Below are 25,781 nucleotides of genomic sequence, written 5' to 3' on the forward strand. Positions count from 1 at the left end.
AAATTAGCCCTCTTTTTTCTTTTGCTTAGGCTTGAACATTTCGAGCATACGCGCAGTTACAGCGAAACCACCAAAAATGTTAATACTTGCCAAGAACACTGCAACTGCACCAAGCACACTCACAACGTTAATTGATTGGAATTGCACACTTGCATCAACAATACCCGGAATACCGACAGTCTGAATCATCGCACCTACGATAATGATCGAAGACAATGCATTCGTTACCGCCATCAGTGGTGTATGTAATGCAGGCGTTACCCCCCAAACTACGTAGTAACCAACAAAAATGGCTAAGACGAAAATAGTAATAGTTTCAACCATGATGACTCTCCTTAACCACGCTTGAGCAGTACTTGACCGCCGTGAGTTACTAGAAGTGCTTTTTGAATTTCGTCTTCTTGATTCAATTTAAAGTTTTTCTCTTGATCAAATAAAGTTTCTACGAAATTAAACACGTTACGTGCATATAGTGCAGATGCTTCTGTAGATACAGTCGCTGGAATATTTGGAATCCCTAAAATGGTCACGCCATTTTCAGTTACGACATTTTCACCGCACTTAGAACCTTCAACGTTACCGCCTGTTTCTACCGCCATGTCCAAAATGATTGAACCTGGTTTCATTTTCGCAACTGTTTCAGCTTTGATTAAACGAGGTGCATCACGACCTGGTAATAGCGCTGTAGTGATCACGATATCTGCATTAGATACGGCTTTATCGACAATAACTGCTTGGTCCTTGATGTACTGCTCACCCGGCATCCAACCATAACCATTTTTAGCAGCATCAGCAGCTTTTTGCTTTTCTTCGTCAGACATTGGAACGTCTAACCATTTACCACCTAATGACTCAACTTGGTCGCGTGCAGTCGGACGAAGATCGGTTGCTTCAACCACAGCACCAAGACGTTTTGCTGTCGCAATCGCTTGTAAACCAGCAACACCTACACCCATAATCACGACACGTGCAGGTTTTACTGTACCCGCAGCAGTCATGAGCATTGGGAACATACGTTGGTATTCTGCAGCAGCTAAAAGTACAGACTTATAACCTGCAAGATTCGCTTGAGATGACAATACGTCCATGTTTTGCGCACGTGATAATGTACGTGGCAAAAGCTCTAACGCAAATGCAGACACTTGTTGTGATGCAAATTGGTCAAGCTCAGGGTTACGATATGGGTCAAACATTGCAACAATCGTTGTGTTTGGCGCAAGCTTTTGAATTTCCTCACCCTTAGGTGCGCGAACTTTCAAAATTAATTGACTACCTGTATAGGCATCATCCGTAATTTTGGCACCGACCTGTTCGTAAGCACTGTCGATATAAGCGGCTCTTACACCTGCTCCACGTTCAATGACTACGTTATGACCAGCGCTGATCAACTTCTTTACTGTCTCAGGTGTAGCAGCTACACGACTTTCTCCGACGACAGTTTCGGTTGGGATTCCGATCTGCATGAGCGTTCCTCAAGCTAATTTTTCTTCAAGTAAACATCGTATGAACGATGCTTCCCCCTAGGATGCGTTTTCTTCTAATTTTTGGATTCTAATTGAACTTTTTTAAAATACTACCCAATATTTATTTAATAAATGAGGTTATTTTGAACTCAACATTCACTTTTATAAATTCAAGACATACCTGATATTTATTTAGGTTGATAATACTTGAGCTATTTAAGGGTATTTTTTGAACAACAGGGAAAATATTTAATGATTTTTCTTTCTTTTTATCTGCTTAAATCATGCTTTAAAAACTCAAATACAAATCAAAATTGGCTGTAACTACATTTATAGCTTAAAAAGCACTCTTCATTGCTTTTAGATATTTATTTAGAAAACAAGCCATTTATCCTGTTTTTTTCTAGAATTAGCTTTTCTGACAATTTTATAGTGTTATTCAAGCTATTTTATTGACTTAATTTCAGGCAAAAACTGTCAATTATGCCAAGTTTTTTCTATTACTTTTTTTAATTTCATTAATAAATAAAAGTACTTGTGCGAAATAAATTAAAATGCCCTATTTCAGTCCATTTTTAAATTAAAAAATTTTTAACTTTTTTTATTCGCCATTTTGCCAAATGATGACAAAATAGCAATCTCGAAACACTTTGCCATAATTTGCACAATTATAGTGCATTTATTATTCAGATAATTGTTCTCATTATGATTATTTGATTTAACTCAATTTCGAATGCTCTGTTGATGAAATACGTGATCATTCATTTATTTTTCATTCCATATTTTGATGAGATTGATTCTTTTTTTGCATTTTATCTCTCAGTTCAGAAGCTTTATACTTCAACCTAAACATCCTACATAGCCCCAATTGAGTGCTGAATAACAATGATGAAACTTTCGCTATCGCAGGTGCAATTGGGTTCATTGTTTGCACTGGTTGCCGCTTTTCTTTTTAGTACTAAAGCAATTTTCATTAAACAAGCCTATGCTTTATCGCCCTTGGTTGATGGTACGGTGCTGATGGCATTACGTATGGCGAGTGCTTTACCTTTTTTCTTGTTAATTTGTTTATTCAACCTCAAACGCAATCAAAATATCGCATGGAAAGATTGGGCTTTGCTTATTTTTGCAGGTCTACTGGGCTATTATTTTTCAAGTTGGTTAGATTTTTCTGGCTTGATGTATATCAGTGCATCCTTAGAGCGCATCATTTTATTTTTATATCCAACTTTAACTGTACTCGCATCTTGTGCCATTTATAAACAAAGACTGAGCTTAAAAAGTAGTGTTGCCATTGCGCTCAGCTATGGTGGAACCGTTATGGTCATGCTTCAAGAACAAAATAACGTCGCACACGAGGGCAATTTTTGGTTAGGCGTCAGTTTGGTCTTTGCAAGTGCAGTCTGCTTTGCTGCTTATCTTCTATTAACCCCGCGTTTGATTGTACGCTTTGGTTCTTGGAACTATACAGGTTTAGCACTGAGCATTGCGTGTTTTGGAACATTAATACATTTTATGCTCGCCACGCCACAACCTTTGGCTTTACTTGTACAATTACCGAATAAAGTTATTTGGTATGGTATTGCACTCGGTCTACTTGTCACAGTCTTGCCAACGATTTTAATTGCACAAAGTATTTCTCGTTTAGGTGCAGCACAATCCGCCATGATTGGCTCAATTGGCCCGATCTTAACGATCATTTTGGCTGTTGCTTTATTAGGCGAGCATATGAATACAATTCAATGGCTAGGTTGCATCTTGAATATCATTGGTGTCATGATGATCACCCTGTCGAAAAAGAAACTCGCACAATAATCTGGGTAAATTATGCATTTTCACATTGTTGCGCCAAGTGCGTGTGTAGATATTGAAAAAGTTGAACTCGCACAAGAAAAGTTACAACGCTTAGGGCATGAGGTGAGTCTTGCTGAGCATGTATTTGAACAATATCGTTATTTGGCAGGAACTACAGAGCAACGTCTACAAGATTTAAAAAAGGCTTGTGAAGATCCCGCAATTGATGCGATTTGGTGCGCGCGAGGTGGTACAGGCGCTGCAATGCTTCTGCCTTATTTACAAGAATGGATTTTAAATAAGCCGATTATTGGCTATTCAGACAGTACCGTTTTGTTGAATTATATCGCAATGCAAGGTGGCTTTGCGCTGCATGCACCTGTATTTCAGGAAATTGCCTGTAAAAATCTAGAAAATGCGCCACTCTCTACAGATGCGCTAGAAAGTATCGCCTTACTGAATACTCAATCAACAAATACTTATGCTTTAACTGCATTAAATAGTTTTGCACAGTGTTTTAACATTACAAATGCTCATATTTTAGGGGGCAATTTAACAGTTTTGTGCACCTTACAGGGCACGCCATATCATCTTCAATTAAAACAACCTTCGATCTTATTGATTGAAGATGTGGGGGAGCCTTATTATTGTATTGAACGTTCTTTTATACAGTTATTACAAAGCATTGATACTGGTTTATTAAAAGCCGTAGTTTTAGGTGATTTTTATCATTGTCCACAAAAAAATGTGCCGCACAGTTTGACACAAATTTTAAATGAACATCTTGAAGCCCTGAATATTCCTTTATATAAATGTGATTGGTTTGGACATGGCGAGCATAACCGCCCTTTTTGGCTCGGTAAAAAAGGCCGTATTCAAGATGCACTATTAACGATCTAATTTTCACTTTGATCATTTTCCAACAATGACAACAAGACGGTTTGAAAATGCGCACCTGCTGAATGTTCTGCAAACTGATCTTCAGGATTGCGTAATGGGCATTCTTTTAAGGATAAGCATCCACAACCAATACATTTATCGAGTTGATTGCGCAATTGCAATAAAGCAATGATCTGCTGATCAAGCTGTGCTTGCCATGTTTTAGACATTTTTGCCCAATCTTTTTTACTGGCAATTTGCTGTTTGGGTAAGACTGAAAATGCGTCTTTGACTTGCTGTAAACTGATTCCCACCTGTTGTGCAACTTTGATAATTGCAATTCTTCTCAACATCGCCCGTTGATATCGACGTTGATTGCCTTGTGTACGAGTACTCCAAATCAATTGTTTTTCTTCATAAAAACGTACCGTCGGTACGCTCACACCACTACGCTCTGCCAATTCGCCAATCGTCAGCCACGTATGCGTCTGATTATTTTTCACTAATCACTTGACCTCAAGTTAACTTGAGCTTTGATACTAGCAAAATTATATATTGCAATATAGATCGTCAGTTTATGAATACAGAAGCTTCTCTTTCGAGTATCCAAGCCTTTCGGCTCATTAACCCAAACACACTTTATAATCCACGTGCATTTGCGTATAGTCACATCGCAGAAGTAAAGCATTTTTTACGTGTGCTTCATATTTCTGGACAAGGTGGAGAAAACCAACAAGGACAATTATCCAGTGATTTTGCAGCGCAAACTCATCAAGCATTTTTAAATCTACAATTGGCTCTGGCTCATGTAGATGCCTCATTGCTGGATATCGCTGTTTTACGCATTTTAGTGGTTGATCATTCCACCAAAAAACACCAGTTTTTAATCCAAGAAATGCAAACGTTATGGAAAAATCACGCTTTTCCTGCATGTACTTTGATTCCTTTGCCTTGTCTTGCGCTTCCTGCAATGCAAATAGAAATTGAAGCAACAGCTTATTGTTTATAACCCTCATGCGGAGCATTTATGCAAGCTGAACTCGATATTAGCCAAAATAAAGCGTTATTGTGGCTAATGGCGATTGCCTGTGGTTTATGTGCGGGAGCAAATTATTATTGTCAGCCCTTGGTGCATTCTATACAGCAATATTTTCATGTGCCTGAGTCACAAGTTGCCTTAACCGTTACATTTGCACAGGTATCGTATGCTTTAGGCTTATTGTTTATCGTACCTGTCGGTGACATCGTGAATAAAACCAAATTTATTCCTTTGTTGATGGCTTTTGCCGCCTTAGGCTTATTACTCTGTGCTTTTGCAGTAAATTTGCCGATGCTTTGGATGGGAACGATTATCGCAGGATTATTCTCTGTTGCTGCTCAAGTTCTAATTCCTCTTGCAACGATGGCAGTTAAACCTGAAAAAACGGGTGAAGTTGTTGGCTTTTTAATGAGTGGTTTATTGGTTGGTTTATTGCTCTCAACCAGTTTAGCTGGATTATTATCTGACCTTTTTCATTGGAAAGTGATCTATGCCGTAAGTGCTATTTTCATGCTCGTTCTCGCTTTTTTGTTGAGAACTCGTTTACCGACAGTTACCACATTCAAAATGAGCTATCACCGTATTTTTCAGTCGATGGCAAAATTAATTGTTGAAGAAAAACGTTTGGTTTATCGCTCATTGATCGGTGGATTTGCCTTTGCAGCTATGAGTATTTTATTTTCCACTATTGCGGTTTTACTCACATCAAAACCTTTTGAGTTACCCGATGTCATAGTCGGTGTTGCAACTTTAATCGGCGTGTTTGGTGCTTTAAGTACCACGAAAATCGGTAAAATTGCTGATCAAGGTTATACCAACAGCTTAACGTGGATTGGAATTGCCATTTTGGCACTCAGCTGGGGATTTTTATATTTTGGTGGAACATCTTTAATCAGCTACATTCTCGGTTATGGCATCATTAGTTTAGGTTTGGCGATCGTACATAGCAGCAATCAAAATATTATTTTCCGTTTACGCCCTGATGCAAAATCACGCATTAACTCTATTTATATGACGACTTATTTTACAGGAGGTGCTTGTGGCTCAGCCTTAGGCATCTACGCATGGCATCACGGTGGCTGGACAATGAGCTGTATAGTGGGTTTAAGTTTAGTTATTGGATCGGCTTTTTTCGCAGTATTGGATCGTTTATTTTTAAATAAAGTTCAAACTTCATAATGAATAAAAAGTCCCTATTTTTAGGGACTTTAAATATGTTAATAATTTTAAGACATTTGTACGACTGGATAAAAAGGTTTACCTAAGTTTAGAATTTTTTCATTTTCCAATAAAATATGAATAAATGCTGGCAATAATGCTGTCAGAATATTACATGCATCTTGCAGTTGTGCACGGTTCAATGAACTATTATAAGTAGAACCACCATGCATAATTTGATTACGTAGCGTATATAATCGGTTAAAAATCACATAAAGCACTTCAATACTGTCTTTTTGCTGTAGTGCACGATGGACTTTATTTTTATCTTTATCAAAACTCTCTCTCCAAGCCTGTTGGCTGATTTTCTGATTTTGATAATCCCAAAAAGGTTGAAATGTATAAGGATTGTCGAGCAAAATACGGATTGCATGACTGTATTTGGTCCAAATCAAATGATAAATTTTATGCTCGCTGTCTGCCTGACAGACATCCGATAAAAATTGTCTAAACTGTTGCCTGTCTTTAATTTCATCCCCATCTTTGGCATATATGGCATTAAAGGCAATCCATAAACTAATAAATTTTAAATCTAAGGCTTCATCTAATAATACTGCGTGTTTTAACCAGCTTAAGCCCCGATGGATTCTTAAATTAAATGTATCTGAGTTTTGTGCTTTCTTACTTTTGTAAGTTTCTTCTAAAACCATCATCATTTATTTTCCTATTCATTTTATTTATAGGAATAACCTTACTTAACATTAGCAAAGGACTCAAGTATAAATCCTTTAAAGTATTATAAATCATCAGTTCTTATTGAATCATTACACTTTTATTCACAAGCATTTTTTGTAACTATTGTCCTCACGACTAAACAAAAATAAATAAAGTACTCTTCAGCTAAAATATATTCAGCATATAAAAGCAATCAAAATAATTTTTAATCGTACCAAATGTTATGTTATAACATAATTAAAAAACCACTGATATCCATCTCAGGATATCCAAAGAAGCAGAAACAGACTCAACAAGAGGCATGATCATGCAATCGGACTTAAAAATCCAATCTGAAGAAATATCTCCTAAAAATAAATTACTTGAAGCAATCAATGTACGGGCTGGTTATCAAACGAGAACAATTTTAAGTGATCTTAATTTTACGATTTATGAAGGTGAAATTTACGCTCTTTTGGGTGCCAATGGCTCAGGAAAAACCACGACCTTAAGTCTTTTTTTAGGCTTCATCCAACCTTTTTCAGGTGCAGTTTTTGTCAATCATATTAATGTCGCAACAGATCGCTCCGCTGCTCTACAACAGATTGCATATATCCCAGAGAATGTAGCGTTGTATGACCATTTATCTGCTTATGAAAATATTGACTATTTCCTAAAACTGTCAGGGCAAAAGTCCGATAAGCATACCATTACCCAAGCCTTACTCAGAGCAGGATTACAAAAGGATGCAATCAATCAAAGAACATCGGGATTTTCTAAAGGTATGCGTCAAAAAGTAGCAATCGCACTTGCCGTTACCCGTAAAGTTCCTATTTTACTTTTAGATGAACCCACTTCAGGCTTAGATCCACATGCATCGAATGAATTTAACCAACTCTTGCATATGTTGCGTGAACAAAAAGTGACCATCTTAATGGTGACGCATGACTTATTTGGTGCCACAAAAATTGCTGATCGGATCGGTTTTATTGCCCAAGGTAAATTAGTCGAAGAAATAACAGCACTTGGCAATTCTGAATTTGATATTAAACAACTCGAACAGCCATTTGATATTAAAAAGTTATATCAACGTTATGTCAGTTGGAGCAATTCATGAAAACATTATTGACCATAAAAGCAATCAGTCGAGATGAGCTTTTATTGATGTGGCGTAATAAAATCGCTGTTATATCCATTTTCATACTATTGGTATTATTAATAATTTCTTTATTAACAGCTCTTGCTTATAAAAATAATGTGAATGAAGCCCAGTTTCTTTATCAAAATGATGCGAATGCTGAATTTGCTGAACAGCCAGATCGCCATCCACATCGTGTTGCCCATTTTGGGCATTTCCTATTTCGCCCAATGGATCCTTTGGCTGCATTTGATATGGGAATTAATCCTTATGCCGGTCATGTCGTATTTTTGGAGGCACATCAGCAAAATACAGCTAACTTCAGTGATGCAAAACAATCCTCCTTATTAATCCGTTTTGGTCAGCTTAGCCCTGCCTTTGTATTACAGGTTTTAGCCCCACTACTTTTGATTTTTATAGGACATGCCTCTATTGCACGTGAACGACAAAATGGAACTTTACGCTTGATGCTAAGTCAAGGTGTAAGTGGAACTAATATTTTTCTAGGAAAATTGTTTGCACTGAGTTGCGTGGTTTTGATCATCATCGCACCTGCTGTATGTACCTTGATTTGGTTCAATATTACAGCACATAGTTCATTTAGCTTAACTGCTATATTAATCGCTGCCTATATCATTTGGTTAATGATATGGGCTCTTGGAATTACTTTAATCTCAGCTTTCTTAAATAATAATCGTGATGCTCTGTTGATTTTAATTGCAGTTTGGACGATTCAAATTATTTTAATACCTCGCTTGATTCCTGATTTTATCAATTCAGAAATTCCTTTGCGTAGCAAAATAGAAACTCAAGTCAACGTAAATAAAGAATTAAAAGCACTTGGTGATAGTCATAATGAAAATGATCCATATTTTGCCAATTTTAAACAGAAAATTTTACAAAAGTATGGGGTCGACAAGGTTGAAGATTTACCAGTCAATTATAAAGGTCTCGTCATGGAAGAAGGTGAACGTATGACCACTGAACTTTATAACCGTTATAACAAAGAACTTTTTCAGCAGCAAAACAAGCAAAATAAAATGGTAGATATTTTCTCTTGGATAAACCCAATATTGGCTTTAAAGCGCCTTTCTATGACTGCTTCTGCATCAGATTTAGAAAGTTTTAATCATTTTCTAATAGAAGCTGAAAAGTACCGTTATAAATTAGTTCAATATTTAAATCATTTAGAAACTTCACAAATCCGTTATATAGATGATGCAGATACAACAAAAGAAAACCGCTTAGATCAATCCTATTGGAAACAATTTCCTGAATTTAATTATCAAGCATTTTCGAGTACACAACGCGTTAAACAAATGTCTACGCCTTTTATGATTTTAAGCGTGTGGTTTATATTGTTAATGCTTTTAATCAAACCGACGGGGCGTTATATTGAGAGGAAAATAAAATGAGTTTATGGATCGCTGAGCTTAAATTAATTTTTCGTTCAAAATTTTCAGTATTTTCTCTTATTTTTTTGCTGCTTATTTCGACCTGCTCTGTCTATCTTGGTATAAAAGAAATTTATTCTCAACAACAAACGATTGAGTATTTAAAACCTATTCAAGCTAAAGATGTAGCCTTGGTGGCAAAACCATTTCAAAATTTAACTGCAGGTGGTAATGCTGGTACAGCAGCCTATTATACTTTTCACTATACATGGGATGCTCCGAATACTTTAGCATTTGCTGCACTTGGTCTTAGAGATGTTGCCCCCTATATTTTAAGAATTAGAGCCTTAGGCTTACAAGCTCAACTCTATGAAGGTGAAACGTTAAATCCAGAATTGGTTTTACAAGGACATTTCGACTTTGCTTTTGTGCTGATTTATCTTTCACCCTTGTTTTTAATTGCATTATTACATGATTTAATTTCAATTGAAAAACAATCTGGACGATTAAATTTATTAAAATCATTTTCTCAATTTGGCTATACCACATGGCTCAAACGAACTTTTTTGCGCTACGCACTCACTTTTTTAGCATTAGTCACGCCTTTTATTTTTGCCGCAATTTATTTAAGGATTTCTATTGAAAGTAGTTTGATTGTTATATTAATAAGTTTGATTTACTTGGCTTTTTGGTTAGGACTTTGCTTACTTGTCCTAAGCAGAGCTTGGTCTGCTGTAACCAGTGCAACAACCTTAGTGAGTTTATGGGTTATCTTGACACTCATCCTACCTACTATTTCTAATCTTCTAATAACTCGGCAGATTCCAGTTGCACAAGGCATAGACCTTATGCTTGAGCAACGTCAGGCAATACATTCTGCATGGGAGATTCCAAGAGAAGATACCATGCAACAATTTTTTGTACATCATCCTGAATGGAAAGATACTGCGCCATTAGCTGAAGTATTTCATTGGAAATGGTACTTCGCTTTTCATCAAGTCGGTGATGAACGTGTCGCATCAAAGTTTACTGAATATCGCGCGAGCTTACTCAAACGCCAACAGTGGACAGAACATTTAGGATGGTTTCTGCCAAGTGTTGCAACTCAAACAGCATTACATCGTTTAGCACAAACTGATTTAAAGGCTCAACTGACGCACCAAGATCAAGTTATTGAATTTCATAAAAAAATTAGAGAGCATTATTATCCCTATTTATTTAATGAAAAACCGTATTTTTATACTGATTTTGATCAAAGACCAGTTTTCCAAGCAGTGAATCAGTCCAATGAGTTAAATATTAAACTCATGTTATCTGTTCTTATCTGTGCTCTATTTATGTTAATCATAGGTCTATTGGCTTTAAAACTCATTCAATCATATTGAATTATATCCCATTTCCCCAACCTAGCTAGGCGACATCCATGTCGCCTTAGACAATAGGAAAAAGATGTAGTAATTTAACTTTTGAAAAAGCAAAAAATAACCGACACAATTAATTTATTTTAATCACTATTCATCTAAAATTTATAATTTAATCCGAACTCAAAGCTTCTCGCCTCACCTAAAAAAACTTGTGTATCTCTTCTGGATGTCGTTGCGTATATTTCATCAGTTAAGTTTTTAAGTAAAAAAGAGCATGTCAAATCTTTACTCAGTTTATAATCAAACATCAAATCAACAGTGGTATAGCTTGGTAATTTTACTGAGTTTGTAAAACCTACATAATCTGTATGAAACGAATCCACGTGTTTTATCCAAGTTCCAATCCCTAAGTCTGCTATAGGCATATATCTGAGCCCAATATTTGCAACATATTTCGGGATAGAACTCGGTGTTTTCCTAGAATAATCAATACCATTATGAATAAACTCATCATACTTGGAATCTGTATAAGATAAGTTTGCATCTATTTGTAATTGTTCTATTGGTCGAACACCCAGAGTTAACTCAATACCTTTCGCAGTTTGTTGTCCAACGTTTAATAATCCTGCCCCAGGAATCGGATTATTTACAAACATATTTTCCTTGGTTATGTGATATACACTCGTTGAAAATTCTGCTTTATTCTTCCAAAATGATTTTCTCAGACCTATTTCATATTGTTTAGCTTTGGTCAAATCCAAATTTGCTTGAGCTGCGTTGACAGTGAGTAAGCTTGCACTTGCATCTCCTGATTCAAATGATGAAGCATAAGACACATAAAGTGTGGCTGTTTTATCCATATCATAAACTAAACCTCCTCTATAAGAAAATTCATTGTGCTTTTTATCAATTTTTTGCTCTATTGCGCTACTCAATCCCTTTTTAAAATCATAATCAATATCGTAGGAATCATGTCTCAGCCCTGCCACCAACTTTAAATCATCAGTCAAGGCCAGTTGATCTTCCAAATAAACGGACAGTTGATTTAGCTTAATATCAACATCGGGTTTCTTATAATCATCTACTGTAGAATTAAAAAAATCCTTATAATAAAGTTTCTCAGGATTATACCTAGATGTTGGAAGTATCTTTCCTGCGTATGTTGATTGCTCTCGATGGAAGTTTAATTGACTTAGATCTAGACCAATAATAAATTTATTTTCAAGCCCAAGCACATCAGCATGATTGATAAAATCAAATCTATTACCTATTAAATCTTGTTTTTGCCGAGAGTCATAACCTCTTCGATTAATCAGGTCTGGATTACTTTTATCTTGAACAGCGTAATAGAGTCTACGAATATTCGAACTCGCATCTTGATAGTAAAGTTGATTTTTTAATTCAATATCTTGTGTTGGATGCCATTCAATATGGTTTTTTAACCACAAACTCTCCCCCTTATCGATTCCATCTATAAGATTATTATAATTAATCACTCGAACACTTTTGTCCAATTTTCCATTTATTAATGGTGTTCCCTGATAATCATGCTCTCCATCATCTTTTGACTTTTCAATAGAAAATGAAGTCGATAAATGATCATTAATTTTATATAGAACTGATGCATTTAAAGCACCTAACTCTCTTTTTTCACTTTCAAAATCGGAACCAATTCGTCTTGCAAGCACATCAACTCGATATGCCAATTGATCCTCTATCGCTATACCAGCTTTTCCAAAATTTAATCTATAACTATCATCACTTCCTACTTTAATACCCAACTCAGTTTCTGCTTTATTGAAATTTGGTTTTTTTGTAATTAAGTTAACAGTAGCACCAATACTTCCCTCCCCATTTAGTATAGATGAAGCGCCTCTGATAACTTCAATTTTATCTAAATTTGCTACATCTAAAGCTCTTTTCGAGAAAATTGTACCGTTAAGTTTTACACCATCTTGTAAAAAATCTATCCCAGGATAACCCGTAAATCCCCTAACAGAATAGTTACCAGAAATGCCATGTCCTGAAGATCCTCCAACTATTCCTGCGGCTTTGCTAACAGCTCTTATTACTGTACTGTCTCCTCTTTGGCTCATGGTCTTCGCATTAATTACTTCTATACTTGCAGGTGTTTCTTTAATGTTAAGACCTAGCTTTGAACCTGTTGTTGTCTCTTGTTTAAATTGATTTATATATCCAGAATCATTTTTTGATTTTGCTGATAAGACTAATGTATCTAGTACTTCAATTTCTGCACTTGTAGTTCCACATATCAGTGTTGTGCAAACGAAAGTTACTACTTTATATTTCAATTTTTTATCCTCTTATAAATATTTTATGTTAAAAATATCTATCACCTTAAAATAAGAAATGTTATAACATAACAATATTTATATTCAAAGAAATTAAATACTCTTGAATCTAATGCGATTTATACCAATTCATATTTTTAATATGTTGCTGTGAGTTGACAATGATTGAGGATTCTTTTCTAATTCATTTTCTTGCTTTTCAAGTACGCTTGACAAATGTTTTGTATTGAATATTTTTCAATCATCACTTTAGGCATCTTTGCAACAAATCTATAGTGACTTAATTTGGTGTATCTCTTTATTCTTAGAATCTAGTTGAACGATATAATTGTCCTTACAACCATTTTTTAGAAAATAAATTTTGGTTGCAATATAGTTGCAAAGTAATACAGAAAACGCAAAATATGCAAGAAAGTTACAAACCCAAATAGGTGTTTAATTGACTGATTTAAAACAAAACGTAGATATATCACGGCTTCCACGTATATCAGTAGCACCGATGATGGATTGGACCACCAAAGACTACCGTTTTTTCGCACGCTTATTTAATCCAAATGTCATTCTCTATACAGAAATGGTCACAACAGGTGCGATTTTATTTGGTGGAGCAAATCGGCATTTAGACTATAACCATGAAGAACATCCGGTTGTGTTACAGCTTGGTGGCTCAAATCCCAAAGATTTAGCAGTCTGTACCAAGATGGCACAAGATTGGGGTTATAATGAAGTCAACCTCAACGTCGGCTGCCCAAGCGACCGTGTACAAAATAATAAAATCGGTGCATGTTTGATGGCAGAACCTGATCTCGTGGCCGAATGTATTGCTGAAATGCAAAATGCCGTAGAGATTCCTGTGACTGTCAAACATCGTATCGGCATTGATGATATGCAATCCTATGAAGAAATGCTAAATTTTGTTGATACTGTGGCAAAAACTGGCTGTAATAACTTTATTGTGCATGCTCGAATTGCACTTCTACAAGGTTTATCACCAAAAGAAAATCGTGAAGTCCCCCCCCTGCGTTATGAGGATGTGTATCGTTTAAAACAAGAACGCCCCAACCTTTTGATCGAAATTAATGGAGGCATCAAAACATTTGCAGAAACACAAGTGCATCTCAAGCATGTCAATGGGGTGATGATTGGTCGAGAAGCTTATCATAATCCTTATTTATTGGCTGAACTTGGTCAGCTTTGGAACTTAGAAGCACCAGACCGCTTTGAAATCATGGAGCAAATGTTGCCTTATATTGCCAAACGTATGCAAGAAGGCGCTCCCCTTTCCATCATTACTCGTCATATTTTAGGTTTATTTCAAAATCTGCCAGGTGCTCGAAAATGGCGTCAGGCACTTAGCGGTGGCAATGCCAAAACTTTTGCAGATATTGAAAATGCGATTTGCAACATCAAAGATGCTATGAAACGCACTGAAGATTATCTTTTAGAAAAGCAAAATTAACAAAATAGCACTCTAAATATAGGGTGCTGATTTATAGACTATTTATTTTCTAAAAAGCGATAGGCGAATACAGCTCTACGCCATGTTGTAAGTGCAGCACCCATATTTAAAACAATCAACGCGATGAGCATAACAAAATCATGCTGCCAAAGGATTTGTTCAATGGCTGCCACTACACATGCAAAAGTTAATAACGCCATGCGGTGTTGCTTCGCCATTGGACCAGTAAAATTAGCAGGTGCGCCTATGGACACAGCTAATGTGCGTACATAAGCAGTTAATACCGCCAATAATGCACCGCACCAACCTAAAACATCTCCATAACTCACACAAGTAATTGAATAACCTGCTGTAATAATAATGAAAGGATCAGAAATCCGATCAGGAATATCATTAAATAATTCACCTGAAGCCGTTGATTTTCCACCCTCAATCGCAACTAAGCCATCAAATAAATTACACAATAAACGTCCTTGTATTAGCAATGCTGCACCGATATATAAAGCAAATCGTTGCCATCCAAAATACTGAGGTACCAGCAGCAAACATAGTGCGGCAAATAGCGCAAAAACAATACTTAATAAAGAAATATGATTGGGGGTAATCGACTTTTGACTTAACCATTTGGCAAATTGATTAACCATTCCCACACCTCGCACTTTCAGTGGGCGACGGTTTTCAGGTGAATTATTTTCTGGAGACATTTTTTATTTCCCTAAAAATTCAGTATCTTGATATTGCTTATAAAGTTTTAAATTGGTAACAAAAGCAAAAATTAAAGCGACAGTTAATGCAGGTGCAACTGTTTTTACAATATTCGGTGTATGAATCAAGTTATGTACGAGAATAAGCGCGCTCCCTGTTACAAGAATCGTGCAAATCGGTGGAAGGAATATTTTTAAAAACTTGGCTTTATAAAAATTAAATTGTTTTTCAATCAGATGAGTAATAAATAACGTAATAATAAAGCTGCAAATACCTTGTGCAAGCCCTGAAATGATTCCTGCTTTTAAGCTACCTTGACTCATATTGATATAAAATGACCATGAACCCCAGAGTAGAAATGCAAAAAAAGCAGATAAAAAATTATAACGTTGGGTATTTTTAATTGTTTTATTCATTGTTGAAAAGCTTGTTTCTATTATTCACTTACTACCACTGTAATAGATTGATGAGTGTGTGGCAATCAAAGTTATTTAGTTTTTTTATATCTAAATCAGTAGTAAATATTTACCTTCATTATTTTGAATCAATGAAACTGACCCTATCCAGATAAAGCCAGTTTCATAGCAGTAAGGTTTATTGTGACTCGTATACAACTTCTTCTGCCGCTGCTGCAGCTTCTTCCGCGGCAGATTGTACATCTTCTTCGGAATAGTAAACTGCTTCTGCCTCATCGGCTTTAGCATCTGCACCTTGATTTTCCCTTGAATAAGAAAGATGATCTTCTGCTTCAAGCTGAATATTTTGTAGTTTTTCATCCAACTCTTTTTGATACTTTTCAAGTTCTATATTTCGTACAAAATTAAAGTTTTCAGCAGGTATTTCCCAAATATATTTTTCTCCATCCATTAAAATATTCACTGAAATTCGGTGTACTTTGCCTTCATAAATGACTTCGGCTAAGCCTTTGTATTGATTACCTTGTTGTTTAATCACTGTTAAGTCACTAATTTTAAAATGATAATCTTTAAATTGTGACTGTGTATCAAACTCCTGTTGGATTTGTTCTTTTACATCTTTGGCAATTTGATCTGTTGATACAAAATAATTACATCCCACTGCAAAGACCATAAATAATGCTAATAATAAGGAACGCATTTCCCCTCCAAAATGCTAATTTTTTATAGCATAAGTATCTCATTTATAAATCAAATAAAACAATGGATAAAATTTTTATCTATCAAACCACAGCATATTGATTTAACTCAAATGCGTTTTGATTTAAATTAATGAGTATTAGTTTTATTTGATAATCAACTTTGCCATTTTTACTCTCTATTTAGATTTTATTTTATCCAACTTTTTCAATACTTCTGCCACAGCCACCATCGCAAAACTCGATGTCACGACCACGGCTGAACCATAACCACCGCAACGTAAACCAGCACTAGCACATACATCTGCACTGGAAAATGGATTATCGATCGAATAGACACAAGTAATACCAAATTTATCTTTTGGCTTTTTACAGATTCCCATACCCCGTAATTGGGTGCGTAATTTCGCCAACATCGGATCTTGTTCAGTTTTGGATAAATCTGCTACTCGTATTTTAAGCGGGTCTAATTTTCCCCCAGCTCCACCCGATACGATCAACGGAATTTTATTAAAACGACAATGCAACATCAGTGCGAGTTTGGCTTTGACATCATCAATGCAATCTAAAACAAGATCTGGTTGATTTGATAAAATTTCTTTAATATTTTCAGGACTTAGATAATCATCAACTAAATTAATTTTTATTCTTGGATTAATAGAACGACAACGCTCCGCCATCACTTCAATTTTTTCTTGTCCCAATGTCGAAGTCATCGCAGGCAATTGACGATTAATATTGGATGCAGCAATCGAATCCATATCAACTAACGTTAACTCACCAATCCCTGTACGCGCTAAAGCTTCAACCGCCCACGAACCGACACCCCCAATTCCGATTACCATCACATGACTTTTTTCATAATGTTGAAATTCTTCATCACCATAAATTTTTGCAACTCCTGCAAAACGGCGGTCATATTCATCATTTTGAAGTACGTCAATCATAATCAAATCAAACAAAAAAATTTGTCTTAGTTTAACAAATTCAACTTACACAAAAAGCATTAATTATCTAACCAAGCCTGTGGAAGTTGAATTGCATTTGCATGATTACGGTCTAAAATTAAAACGCGATGTTGCTTAAAAGACTTTGCCAATGAATCAGATGCAGGAGAATAGTCTATTTCAAAATAGTATTTTATTTTCCAAGTGCCAGATTTGACGTATTCAATTTCTGTCGCTAAATGTGCCTCATCATGACATTTTCCTTGTGCTTCTTCATAATCTGCTTCAGAAAAACATGCACGAACCATACGGTACATAGACAGCGGAATATTTTGGAAAAGTTGCATATATTGCCCATTATTTTTAATTTTTAAAAAATCTGCGACTTCTTCTCCCATCCCACCACCTGAGTAGCCCTCACTCCATGATCCCACAATGGCAATCGCATATTCTGTCGCACTCACAGGAAATAATTTGGGGAAAATAGATAAGTTTTTTTGATCATCTTGTTGAAATTTTGCCCAATGCGGTGTTTGGGTCTCTGCTGGATAATCAGAAAAATCCCATTTCGCTTGGATATGCCAGTTTTTATTTTCATTTTTAAGTTGATAGAGTTTTAAATGATCAATCAAATAGTATTGTTGTTGTGCTGTTTTATAGAGTGCCCAATTTGGTTTTTCTTGGCAATGTTCACTGAGAAGTTCACATAATTGTTGGTTTTGTAATACGCTAATATTCTGCTTTTTTAAAGTGATTTGCTCTGGTTTGGAAAATGCCAAACTGGAGGTCATTAATAACACTAACAACATTAAGATCTTATTTTTCTTAGTCACTTTAAACTCCTTTACCTTAAGTTTAAAACTTTTAGTTCTCAAACATGCCCATAAACCGATAAAAAAAAGCCCTACATTCTAGGTAGGGCTTGGAGAACTGAATATTTTATGAGGCAATCAAGTTACGTAAGACATAATGTAAAATACCGCCTGCTTTAAAATATTCCACTTCATTCAAAGTATCAATACGACACAGTACTTTAAACTGCTCAATTGAACCATCTGCACGTTTTAGCTCCACATTCAAACTTTGATGCGGTTGCAATTCATCCGATAAACCCGTAATCGATAATTGCTCATGTCCCGTGAGATTTAAACTATGACGATTTTGGTTATTCACAAACTGTAAAGGTAACACGCCCATACCAACCAAGTTTGAACGATGAATCCGCTCAAAACTCTCCGCAATTACCGCTTTTACGCCAAGTAGATTGGTTCCTTTCGCTGCCCAATCTCGTGATGAGCCTGTACCATACTCTTTCCCAGCCACAATCACTAATGGCGTTTGTGTTGATTGGTACTTCATTGCTGCATCATAAATAGCAAGCTTTTCTCCTGTCGGAATATACAGCGTATTCCCCCCTTCTTCACCACCTAGCATTTCATTTTTAATGCGAATATTGGCAAATGTTCCACGCATCATTACTTCATGATTACCACGTCGTGACCCATAGGAATTAAAATCTTTTTGCTCCACGCCTTGTGCCAACAAATAACGCCCTGCTGGACTGTCTTTTTTAATATTCCCCGCAGGTGAAATATGATCCGTGGTGACTGAATCACCTAAAACCGCCAAAATATTTGCATTTACAATATCTTGAATCGGTTTAGCAGGTTGGTCGATACCATCAAAAAATGGTGGATGACGAATATAAGTTGATTGCGGATTCCATTCATAAGTTTGGCTGTCTGGAATTTGAATTGCTTGCCACTTTTCATCACCATCAAATACTTCTGCATACTCTTTATGATACATCTGTGTATTCACTTTTTGCAGCGCTGCATCAATTTCGGCTTGGGTTGGCCAAATATCTTTCAAATATACAGCCTTACCTTGTGCATCTACGCCCAAAGGCTCTTGGGTAATGTCTTTACGAATCGTCCCCATCAAACCAAAAGCAATCACCAATGGCGGCGATGCCAACCAGTTGGTTTTTACCAGTGGATGAACACGCCCTTCAAAGTTACGATTACCTGAAAGTACTGAAGCAACATTTAAGTCATAACACTGGATCGCATCTTCAATTGGCTTCGGTAAAGGACCTGAGTTACCGATACAGGTGGTACAACCATAACCGACCAAGTTATAACCCAATTGATCTAGATATGGCGTCAACCCTGCCGCAGCCAAATAATCCGTCACCACTTTTGAACCTGGTGCAAGAGAACTTTTTACCCAAGGCTTACGATGCAAACCTTTTTCAACGGCTTTTTTCGCCAAAAGTCCTGCAGCCAGCATCACGCTTGGGTTGGAAGTATTGGTACATGAAGTAATCGCTGAAATCACTACATCACCATCTACCAATGGATAACGTTTACCATCAATCACACAATGCGGCTCATCATTTTGCAGCGCAGATTGTTTTGCATCCACTGCTGCACCTGCACCACCTTCATTCATCAAACGTTCTTTGTCTTCTTTGGCAGGCTTTAAATCTAATGCCATGAGTGCACTAAACACTTGTGGAATATCAGCCAACACAACACGGTCTTGTGGACGTTTAGGCCCTGCAACACTGGCTTGAACTGTTCCCATATCCAAGCTTAGTACATCAGTAAAGATCGGTTCATCACCTGTATTTCGCCATAAACCTTGTTCTTTACAATATGCCTCAACCAAAGCAATACGCTCTGCACTACGTCCTGTTAGTCTGAGATAATCTAAAGTGATTTCATCGACTGGAAAGAAACCACAGGTTGCGCCATATTCAGGCGCCATATTGGCAATGGTTGCTCGGTCAGCCAATGGTAGCTCAGCTAAACCATCGCCATAGAATTCAACAAATTTTCCAACCACGCCTTTTTGACGGAGCATTTGTGTAATGGTCAAGACCAAATCCGTTGCGGTAATCCCTTCAGGTAATTTTCCAGTCAGTTTAAAACCAATCACTTCAGGAATTAGCATAGAAATCGGCTGCCCCAACATTGCGGCTTCTGCTTCGATACCACCGACACCCCAACCAAGTACGCCCAAACCATTGATCATGGTGGTGTGTGAGTCAGTCCCCACCAAAGTATCTGGGAAAGCAAAATTTTCACCCTCATGTTCTGCTGTCCAAACGGCTTGTGCTAAATATTCCAGATTTACCTGATGGCAAATCCCTGTACCCGGTGGTACAACACTGAAATTATCAAATGCAGACTGTCCCCAACGTAAAAACTGATAACGTTCGCCATTACGCTGCATTTCGATATCGACATTTTCCTCAAAGGCTTGTGGCGTTGCGAAATAATCAACCATCACAGAGTGATCTATCACCAAATCTACAGGTGACAAAGGATTAATTTTTTCAGGATCAACACCAGCCTTGGCAACGGCTGCACGCATGGCTGCCAAATCCACCACCGCAGGTACACCTGTAAAATCTTGCATCAAAACACGCGCAGGTCGGTATTGAATTTCCTGATCAGAGCTTTGTGTTTTCTGCCAATTCACCAAAGCTAAAATATGTTCAGTTTTGACTGTGAGATCATCTTCAAATCTCAGTAAATTTTCTAATAACACCTTCAATGATTTTGGGAGTTGTGAAAAATCATCGAGCTGTGTTTGTGCTGCTTGCAGGCTAAAAATTTTGTAGTGTGCTGAACCAACCTGTAAATCTTTTAAGGCTTGAAAACTATTTTTCTGGCTGTATGTGCCCATAGGTGATGCTCCTTTTGCGAGATATATTTTTATTGAGTCGTAAGAAGTTGCTATGATTCTAATGTAAGCCAATTCAGCTTTAAGCGTGTTATTGATTGGTTAATTTTTAGCAGGCTTAAAAAATTAAGATTTTAAATGCAAGGCGTGCAATGAATTTTCCCACAGTATAGGCGCTAATATTTCAGAGGAAATATGAAGTTGTTCCGCCAAACCGTCAAGTACATAAGGCAAATTAACTGGGGTGTTTCGAGTACGATGCTCAGCAGAAGTCTGACAGCATAAAGGTGTCATGTCAGGACAATCTGTTTCTAAAACCAGATGCTCCGCACCGATTTCCTGTACCACTTTGATCAGCTTTTTAGCATTTGGATTGGTAATCTGTCCTGTTACACCAATTTTAAAACCTAGTTTAATAAATGCTTTGGCTTCTTCGACACCACCGCTAAAGGCATGGGCGATACCGCCATTTTTAAATTGATGCTGTTTTAACATCGCCAAAACATCCGCATGAGATTTACGGATATGTAGCAATACAGGTCGCTCAAACTGCTTTGCCAAATCTAACTGCGCTGCAAAAAACTGCTTTTGTTTTTGTAAGAGTTCAGGTTGTTTATGTTGCGTTAAAAATGTGTCTAAACCAATTTCACCGATTGCCACGCAGTCTTCATGTTTTAAAATATTTTCAAGCTTGCTGAGGTGTTCGTGTTGATGTTGTTCGATATAAAAAGGATGTAAACCGGGTGCCAAATAACTGCGTGGTGCTTGTATAAGCTGATTTAAATAATGATGTGTATCGATTAAATCTGCCAAACGCTCTTGCACAAAACCAATCAAAATTAAAGCGTCTACGCCAACTGCTTTGGCTTGATACGCCAAGGACTCTCGATCCTGATCAAAATCAGGAACATCGAAATGGGTATGCGTATCAAACAAAGCCAACTTAGACATGATCTTGTCCTCGTTCTTGTGTTATTTATTTTTTACAGCAACAGTTGCTGACGCTGGTTGGTCTACCAACAATTCCGCAGGCAAATAAGGCTGTTTGAGAACAGTTTTTAAGGCTGTATATGGAATTTCTAAACGAGGTAATCCCACCACATAAGGACCAATCTCATATTCTCCATATTGAAGAATTAAACCATTTTTTCCTAAATAAAAATTATTGGATAATTTAAATTTCCAAACTTGCTCATATTCTTGCAAATTATCGGCTAACTTATTGTCAGTCACCCAAACTTTAAATGCTTCGTATGCCAGCTTTTCTAATTCTTTGTTTTGATTTGGCTGAATAATATCATCTAAACCCACTTGTTTTTGATGTTTCAAATCAAAGTTATAGTACACCTGTGACGCTGAGCCATGTGCGCCACCTAAATAACTACTGGTATTTAATACCACTGTTGCCAAGGGTTCTGTTGAGTTTAAAATTTTAGGGCTGACACTCACACTGATTTTACTGCTTGCACCAAGACTTAAAAGCTCTTGCTGTAAAGCACTAAAAGTCGCAACATAAGGTTTTAACTGATCTGCCATAGATTGAGCTGGTGTTTTCGCTGCATTGGCTGCAATAACACTGCTACTGGCTTGCTGCTCATCTTGTTTTTGCTGCTGTTCAGTTTTCTTTTTTTCCTCTTGAATACTTTTACTTTGATTACCCACATCCAAGATTTGATCTAAATTTTTCAAAATCGCTTGGTCAATAATATTATCGACCACAAACTGATTGGTATGTAAGCGCTCTACTGAAAACTCAGGGCAGCTATTTCCACTACACTCAGGCAATTCAACAGCCACTTTTTCAGATTGCCCTTGCAAAGTCAAAGTCGTATCCACAGCTTCTGAACTACTGCTTTGTTCTACAGGCTTTTGCTCTTTGTTATCTGCTTTAGGCTGACAAGCAGATAATGCAAAAGTTGCCATCAAAATGGACAATACCAAAGTACGTTTCTGATTTAACATCTTATAAAACCTTAAAACAATATTGAATAAACAAGGCATCGTCCTAGCTTATGCTTCCTGTGCATGCTGCTCAATCTTTATTTGTATCTGAACTTAAAACATGTGTTGAAAGACTTGTGCTTGCAATACTTCCTGCGTTTGTTGTTTGGAAAAATATATATCTAACTGTTTCCCATCTTCCACAATTTCTCCTGCACGATAGTGTAGACCAATACCTTCACCATCAAAGAACCAATCTGACTGCCCCCAATACAATTTTTTAGGTGCTGCTTTGCGTACCAGACTATCTTGATCTTTGAGCCATGCTTGGTATTTTTCTTGTACCCATGTATTCAGTTTATTTTGTTGTTTAGATTGAATCACATCTAAAATAGTTAAACTTTTCTGTGTCTTACGATCTGCGACAAAAAAGTATTGACGTTCTTTTATCGCCACTTCCGCCTGTTGCGTATTCACAGACAACTGCAATAAAACATATTGATTACGCTGCGATGCCATCCGTGTACTTAAGTGTAATTCATAAGCTTTATTTTTAGAAAATTCTTCTTGCCATGCATCTGACTTTTTGACATATGCATTTACGGCTTGCTGCAAGCTCATATTTTGTTTCAGACCGATCTGATCTTGAATGACTTTTGATTGATTATTAGCAATCCAACTATTTAACCATTTATCTTGCGTTTTTAAAGTTTGAATGTCGATGTCAATACAGTTTTTCTTTTCGCAAAATGGAACAGCATAATCTGCTTTGGCTTCTTGAATATTTAAATACGGTAAAACTTCTGCTTTTTCTACGCTATGTTGTTGTGCAGAAGTCTCTTTAGATTTTTCTTGTTGTGCGGTTTTATTGTTTGAATCACATGCTGACAAAAATATCCCCATGCAAAGCATCAGCATAAATCGTTTTTGAATGTGCATTGCATTCTCCATTATTATCAAAACTGTTGCGCTATTTTGGGCTAAATAAAACAGCTTCACAAGGAAGCTGTTTTTAGCAAATTCAGTCGTGTTTCACAATGTCTGATTAGTGTTCACGTGTTGCTCTAAATTCAATATCAGGATAACGTTCTTGCATCAACTGTAAATTCACACGGCTAGGCGCAAGATAAGTTAAGTGTCCACCACCATCGACTGAAAGTTGATCATGGGCTTTTTTCTTAAATTCGTTGAATTTTTTATCATCGCTACATGACACCCAACGCACCGTATTGATGCTGACAGGCTCATAAATACAATCGACTTTATATTCTTCTTTTAAGCGATATGCCACCACTTCAAACTGGAGCACACCTACCGCACCCACGATCAAATCATTGCTATTTTGTGGCATAAAGACTTGTGTTGCACCTTCTTCTGAAAGCTCTTTTAAACCTTTTTGCAATTGTTTGGATTTCAGAGGATCTTTTAGACGAACACGGCGGAACATCTCAGGCGCAAAGTGTGGAATACCCGTGAATTGTAATTTTTCACCAGAGGTAAATGTATCGCCTATTTGAATAGTACCGTGGTTATGCAAACCAATGATATCACCTGGCCAAGCTTCTTCTAAGTGCTGACGATCACCCGCCAAGAAAGTCAAAGCATCGCTGATACGCACATCTTTATCGATACGCACATGCTTCATTTTCAAGCCTTTTTCATACTTACCTGAGCAAATACGCATAAACGCAATACGGTCACGATGTTTCGGGTCCATATTTGCCTGAATTTTAAAGACAAAACCAGTAAAGCCTTCTTCCGTTGCTTCCACAGTACGTACTTCTGTTGGATGCGCTTTTGGTGGTGGTGCATAGTTACTAAATGCATCCAAGACATGATCTACACCAAAGTTACCCAAAGCTGTACCGAACAATACAGGTGTTTGACGACCTGCCAAGAACTCGTCACGATCCAATGGCTCATTTGCCATTTGTACCAATTCTAAAGATTCTTCAAATGCAGCCCAAGCCAATTCACCGACTTTTTCACGAAGGTCAGCATGATCATAACCTTCACGAGTTTCGATATCCGTAATGGTTGAACCAAAACCTGCTTTGTAAACGTAAAATTTTTCTTCGATTAAATTATATACACCTGCGAAATCACGTCCTGTACCTAAAGGCCAAGTCAGAGGTACACATTTAATTTTCAGCACATTTTCAATTTCATCGAGCAGCTCTAATGGCTCACGGATTTCACGGTCCATTTTATTGACAAAAGAAATGATCGGCGTGTCACGCATACGACACACTTCCATCAGTTTGATGGTACGGTCTTCGACCCCTTTTGCACCATCAATCACCATCAATGCTGAGTCTACTGCGGTTAAAGTACGATACGTATCTTCAGAGAAATCTTCATGCCCTGGTGTATCGAGCAAGTTGATCATTTTATCTTTAAATGGAAACTGCATCACGGAGGTGGTGATCGAAATCCCACGCTCTTTTTCCATTTCCATCCAGTCCGAAGTCGCAGCACGATCAGCTTTACGACTTTTTACCATTCCCGCAACCTGAATCGCTTGTCCCCATAACAACAGTTTTTCCGTCATGGTGGTTTTACCCGCATCGGGATGCGAGATAATGGCAAAGGTTCTGCGTGCAGCAACTTCTTTGGCTAATTGGTCTTTAAACATAAACTAAATCTTAAATTGGCACACAATTTTAT

Annotated in this window: 23 protein-coding genes; 8 read left to right on the plus strand and 15 right to left on the minus strand. The window is 37.0% G+C overall.

Features of this window, described 5'->3' with window-relative positions; genetic code table 11:
- Positions 1-3: 3 nt before the first annotated feature.
- Both HUS24_RS07840 and HUS24_RS07845 read right to left on the minus strand, forming a co-directional pair.
- Entirely contained in the window at positions 4-324 is a 321-nt protein-coding gene (locus HUS24_RS07840; RefSeq protein ID WP_065995507.1) for a proton-translocating transhydrogenase family protein, read from the minus strand.
- An 11-nt stretch (positions 325-335) separates the two neighbouring features.
- Positions 336-1,463, minus strand: coding sequence for a Re/Si-specific NAD(P)(+) transhydrogenase subunit alpha (locus tag HUS24_RS07845; protein ID WP_173911534.1), 1,128 nt, complete (start codon positions 1,461-1,463; stop codon positions 336-338).
- Positions 1,464-2,351: 888 nt separating this feature from the next.
- Between HUS24_RS07845 and HUS24_RS07850 the strand changes: the two genes are divergently transcribed.
- On the plus strand, positions 2,352-3,278 hold the full coding sequence (locus HUS24_RS07850) for a DMT family transporter (protein ID WP_173912514.1): 927 nt from the start codon (positions 2,352-2,354) through the stop codon (positions 3,276-3,278).
- Positions 3,279-3,290: 12 nt separating this feature from the next.
- On the plus strand, positions 3,291-4,157 hold the full coding sequence (locus tag HUS24_RS07855) for an LD-carboxypeptidase (protein ID WP_173911535.1): 867 nt from the start codon (positions 3,291-3,293) through the stop codon (positions 4,155-4,157).
- Here HUS24_RS07855 and soxR read toward each other — a convergent pair.
- Entirely contained in the window at positions 4,154-4,639 is a 486-nt protein-coding gene (gene soxR / locus HUS24_RS07860; protein WP_171531267.1) for a redox-sensitive transcriptional activator SoxR, read from the minus strand. The two genes, HUS24_RS07855 and soxR, sit on opposite strands and share 4 nt — an antisense overlap.
- A 74-nt stretch (positions 4,640-4,713) precedes the next feature.
- Between soxR and HUS24_RS07865 the strand changes: the two genes are divergently transcribed.
- Together HUS24_RS07865 and HUS24_RS07870 are read left to right on the plus strand one after the other, a co-directional pair.
- Positions 4,714-5,145, plus strand: coding sequence for a RidA family protein (locus tag HUS24_RS07865; RefSeq protein ID WP_173911536.1), 432 nt, complete (start codon positions 4,714-4,716; stop codon positions 5,143-5,145).
- Between the two features lie 18 nt (positions 5,146-5,163).
- Entirely contained in the window at positions 5,164-6,354 is a 1,191-nt protein-coding gene (locus tag HUS24_RS07870; protein ID WP_173911537.1) for an MFS transporter, read from the plus strand.
- A gap of 47 nt (positions 6,355-6,401) precedes the next feature.
- Here HUS24_RS07870 and HUS24_RS07875 read toward each other — a convergent pair whose 3' ends face one another.
- On the minus strand, positions 6,402-7,046 hold the full coding sequence (locus HUS24_RS07875) for a HEPN domain-containing protein (protein ID WP_173912515.1): 645 nt from the start codon (positions 7,044-7,046) through the stop codon (positions 6,402-6,404).
- A 329-nt stretch (positions 7,047-7,375) separates the two neighbouring features.
- Between HUS24_RS07875 and HUS24_RS07880 the strand changes: the two genes are divergently transcribed.
- From HUS24_RS07880 to HUS24_RS07890, 3 genes are read left to right on the plus strand one after another with little or no spacing between them, the layout of a single operon-like run.
- Positions 7,376-8,164 carry an ABC transporter ATP-binding protein gene (locus HUS24_RS07880; RefSeq protein ID WP_173911538.1) on the plus strand — a complete coding sequence of 263 codons (789 nt, stop codon included), beginning with the start codon at positions 7,376-7,378 and terminating at the stop codon, positions 8,162-8,164.
- Positions 8,161-9,600, plus strand: coding sequence for a DUF3526 domain-containing protein (locus HUS24_RS07885; RefSeq protein ID WP_173911539.1), 1,440 nt, complete (start codon positions 8,161-8,163; stop codon positions 9,598-9,600). Before HUS24_RS07880 ends, HUS24_RS07885 begins: the two co-directional genes overlap by 4 nt.
- A complete protein-coding gene (locus tag HUS24_RS07890; RefSeq protein ID WP_173911540.1) occupies positions 9,597-10,964 on the plus strand; it encodes a DUF3526 domain-containing protein in 1,368 nt (455 codons plus the stop codon). Before HUS24_RS07885 ends, HUS24_RS07890 begins: the two co-directional genes overlap by 4 nt.
- A gap of 134 nt (positions 10,965-11,098) precedes the next feature.
- On the opposite strand, the gene HUS24_RS07895 is transcribed toward HUS24_RS07890, so the two are convergent.
- Positions 11,099-13,255: a TonB-dependent siderophore receptor gene (locus HUS24_RS07895; protein WP_173911541.1), complete on the minus strand. Its 2,157-nt coding sequence runs from the start codon at positions 13,253-13,255 to the stop codon at positions 11,099-11,101.
- A gap of 466 nt (positions 13,256-13,721) precedes the next feature.
- Between HUS24_RS07895 and dusA the strand changes: the two genes are divergently transcribed.
- On the plus strand, positions 13,722-14,714 hold the full coding sequence (gene dusA / locus HUS24_RS07900) for a tRNA dihydrouridine(20/20a) synthase DusA (protein WP_302476105.1): 993 nt from the start codon (positions 13,722-13,724) through the stop codon (positions 14,712-14,714).
- A gap of 38 nt (positions 14,715-14,752) precedes the next feature.
- On the opposite strand, the gene HUS24_RS07905 is transcribed toward dusA, so the two are convergent.
- The 10 genes from HUS24_RS07905 to HUS24_RS07950 form a co-directional block, all read right to left on the minus strand.
- Complete coding sequence (locus HUS24_RS07905) at positions 14,753-15,418, minus strand: CDP-alcohol phosphatidyltransferase family protein (RefSeq protein ID WP_173911543.1); 666 nt, start codon at positions 15,416-15,418, stop codon at positions 14,753-14,755.
- 3 nt (positions 15,419-15,421) lie between these two features.
- Positions 15,422-15,835 (minus strand): hypothetical protein, encoded by a 414-nt coding sequence (locus HUS24_RS07910; RefSeq protein ID WP_173911544.1) that lies wholly within the window; start codon positions 15,833-15,835, stop codon positions 15,422-15,424.
- A 178-nt stretch (positions 15,836-16,013) separates the two neighbouring features.
- Complete coding sequence (locus HUS24_RS07915) at positions 16,014-16,535, minus strand: hypothetical protein (RefSeq protein WP_173911545.1); 522 nt, start codon at positions 16,533-16,535, stop codon at positions 16,014-16,016.
- A 177-nt stretch (positions 16,536-16,712) separates the two neighbouring features.
- Entirely contained in the window at positions 16,713-17,480 is a 768-nt protein-coding gene (locus tag HUS24_RS07920; RefSeq protein ID WP_173911546.1) for a ThiF family adenylyltransferase, read from the minus strand.
- 59 nt (positions 17,481-17,539) lie between these two features.
- Positions 17,540-18,313, minus strand: coding sequence for a hypothetical protein (locus tag HUS24_RS07925; RefSeq protein WP_173911547.1), 774 nt, complete (start codon positions 18,311-18,313; stop codon positions 17,540-17,542).
- Positions 18,314-18,419: 106 nt separating this feature from the next.
- Positions 18,420-21,176: an aconitate hydratase AcnA gene (gene acnA, locus HUS24_RS07930; RefSeq protein ID WP_173911548.1), complete on the minus strand. Its 2,757-nt coding sequence runs from the start codon at positions 21,174-21,176 to the stop codon at positions 18,420-18,422.
- Between the two features lie 123 nt (positions 21,177-21,299).
- Positions 21,300-22,124 (minus strand): TatD family hydrolase, encoded by an 825-nt coding sequence (locus HUS24_RS07935; protein WP_173911549.1) that lies wholly within the window; start codon positions 22,122-22,124, stop codon positions 21,300-21,302.
- A gap of 21 nt (positions 22,125-22,145) precedes the next feature.
- Positions 22,146-23,135 carry an RsiV family protein gene (locus HUS24_RS07940; protein ID WP_173911550.1) on the minus strand — a complete coding sequence of 330 codons (990 nt, stop codon included), beginning with the start codon at positions 23,133-23,135 and terminating at the stop codon, positions 22,146-22,148.
- A 93-nt stretch (positions 23,136-23,228) separates the two neighbouring features.
- The gene (locus HUS24_RS07945; protein ID WP_173912516.1) at positions 23,229-24,026 is read right to left on the minus strand and encodes a hypothetical protein; all 798 of its coding nucleotides are present in this window, start codon (positions 24,024-24,026) and stop codon (positions 23,229-23,231) included.
- A 133-nt stretch (positions 24,027-24,159) separates the two neighbouring features.
- Complete coding sequence (locus HUS24_RS07950) at positions 24,160-25,749, minus strand: peptide chain release factor 3 (protein WP_173911551.1); 1,590 nt, start codon at positions 25,747-25,749, stop codon at positions 24,160-24,162.
- Positions 25,750-25,781: the final 32 nt, after the last annotated feature.

It is taken from the genome of Acinetobacter sp. Marseille-Q1618, from assembly GCF_902809855.1.
GTDB lineage: Bacteria > Pseudomonadota > Gammaproteobacteria > Pseudomonadales > Moraxellaceae > Acinetobacter.

Excerpts from the sequence above, each read along its gene's own strand:
- HUS24_RS07840 (WP_065995507.1), bottom strand. The coding sequence starts at position 324 with ATGGTTGAAACTATTACTATTTTCGTCTTAGCCATTTTTGTTGGTTAC.
- HUS24_RS07845 (WP_173911534.1), bottom strand. The coding sequence starts at position 1,463 with ATGCAGATCGGAATCCCAACCGAAACTGTCGTCGGAGAAAGTCGTGTA.
- HUS24_RS07850 (WP_173912514.1), top strand. The coding sequence starts at position 2,352 with ATGAAACTTTCGCTATCGCAGGTGCAATTGGGTTCATTGTTTGCACTG.
- HUS24_RS07855 (WP_173911535.1), top strand. The coding sequence starts at position 3,291 with ATGCATTTTCACATTGTTGCGCCAAGTGCGTGTGTAGATATTGAAAAA.
- HUS24_RS07865 (WP_173911536.1), top strand. The coding sequence starts at position 4,714 with ATGAATACAGAAGCTTCTCTTTCGAGTATCCAAGCCTTTCGGCTCATT.
- HUS24_RS07870 (WP_173911537.1), top strand. The coding sequence starts at position 5,164 with ATGCAAGCTGAACTCGATATTAGCCAAAATAAAGCGTTATTGTGGCTA.
- HUS24_RS07875 (WP_173912515.1), bottom strand. The coding sequence starts at position 7,046 with ATGATGGTTTTAGAAGAAACTTACAAAAGTAAGAAAGCACAAAACTCA.
- HUS24_RS07880 (WP_173911538.1), top strand. The coding sequence starts at position 7,376 with ATGCAATCGGACTTAAAAATCCAATCTGAAGAAATATCTCCTAAAAAT.
- HUS24_RS07885 (WP_173911539.1), top strand. The coding sequence starts at position 8,161 with ATGAAAACATTATTGACCATAAAAGCAATCAGTCGAGATGAGCTTTTA.
- HUS24_RS07890 (WP_173911540.1), top strand. The coding sequence starts at position 9,597 with ATGAGTTTATGGATCGCTGAGCTTAAATTAATTTTTCGTTCAAAATTT.
- HUS24_RS07905 (WP_173911543.1), bottom strand. The coding sequence starts at position 15,418 with ATGTCTCCAGAAAATAATTCACCTGAAAACCGTCGCCCACTGAAAGTG.
- HUS24_RS07910 (WP_173911544.1), bottom strand. The coding sequence starts at position 15,835 with ATGAATAAAACAATTAAAAATACCCAACGTTATAATTTTTTATCTGCT.
- HUS24_RS07915 (WP_173911545.1), bottom strand. The coding sequence starts at position 16,535 with ATGCGTTCCTTATTATTAGCATTATTTATGGTCTTTGCAGTGGGATGT.
- HUS24_RS07920 (WP_173911546.1), bottom strand. The coding sequence starts at position 17,480 with ATGATTGACGTACTTCAAAATGATGAATATGACCGCCGTTTTGCAGGA.
- acnA (WP_173911548.1), bottom strand. The coding sequence starts at position 21,176 with ATGGGCACATACAGCCAGAAAAATAGTTTTCAAGCCTTAAAAGATTTA.
- HUS24_RS07935 (WP_173911549.1), bottom strand. The coding sequence starts at position 22,124 with ATGTCTAAGTTGGCTTTGTTTGATACGCATACCCATTTCGATGTTCCT.
- HUS24_RS07940 (WP_173911550.1), bottom strand. The coding sequence starts at position 23,135 with ATGTTAAATCAGAAACGTACTTTGGTATTGTCCATTTTGATGGCAACT.
- HUS24_RS07945 (WP_173912516.1), bottom strand. The coding sequence starts at position 24,026 with ATGCTTTGCATGGGGATATTTTTGTCAGCATGTGATTCAAACAATAAA.
- HUS24_RS07950 (WP_173911551.1), bottom strand. The coding sequence starts at position 25,749 with ATGTTTAAAGACCAATTAGCCAAAGAAGTTGCTGCACGCAGAACCTTT.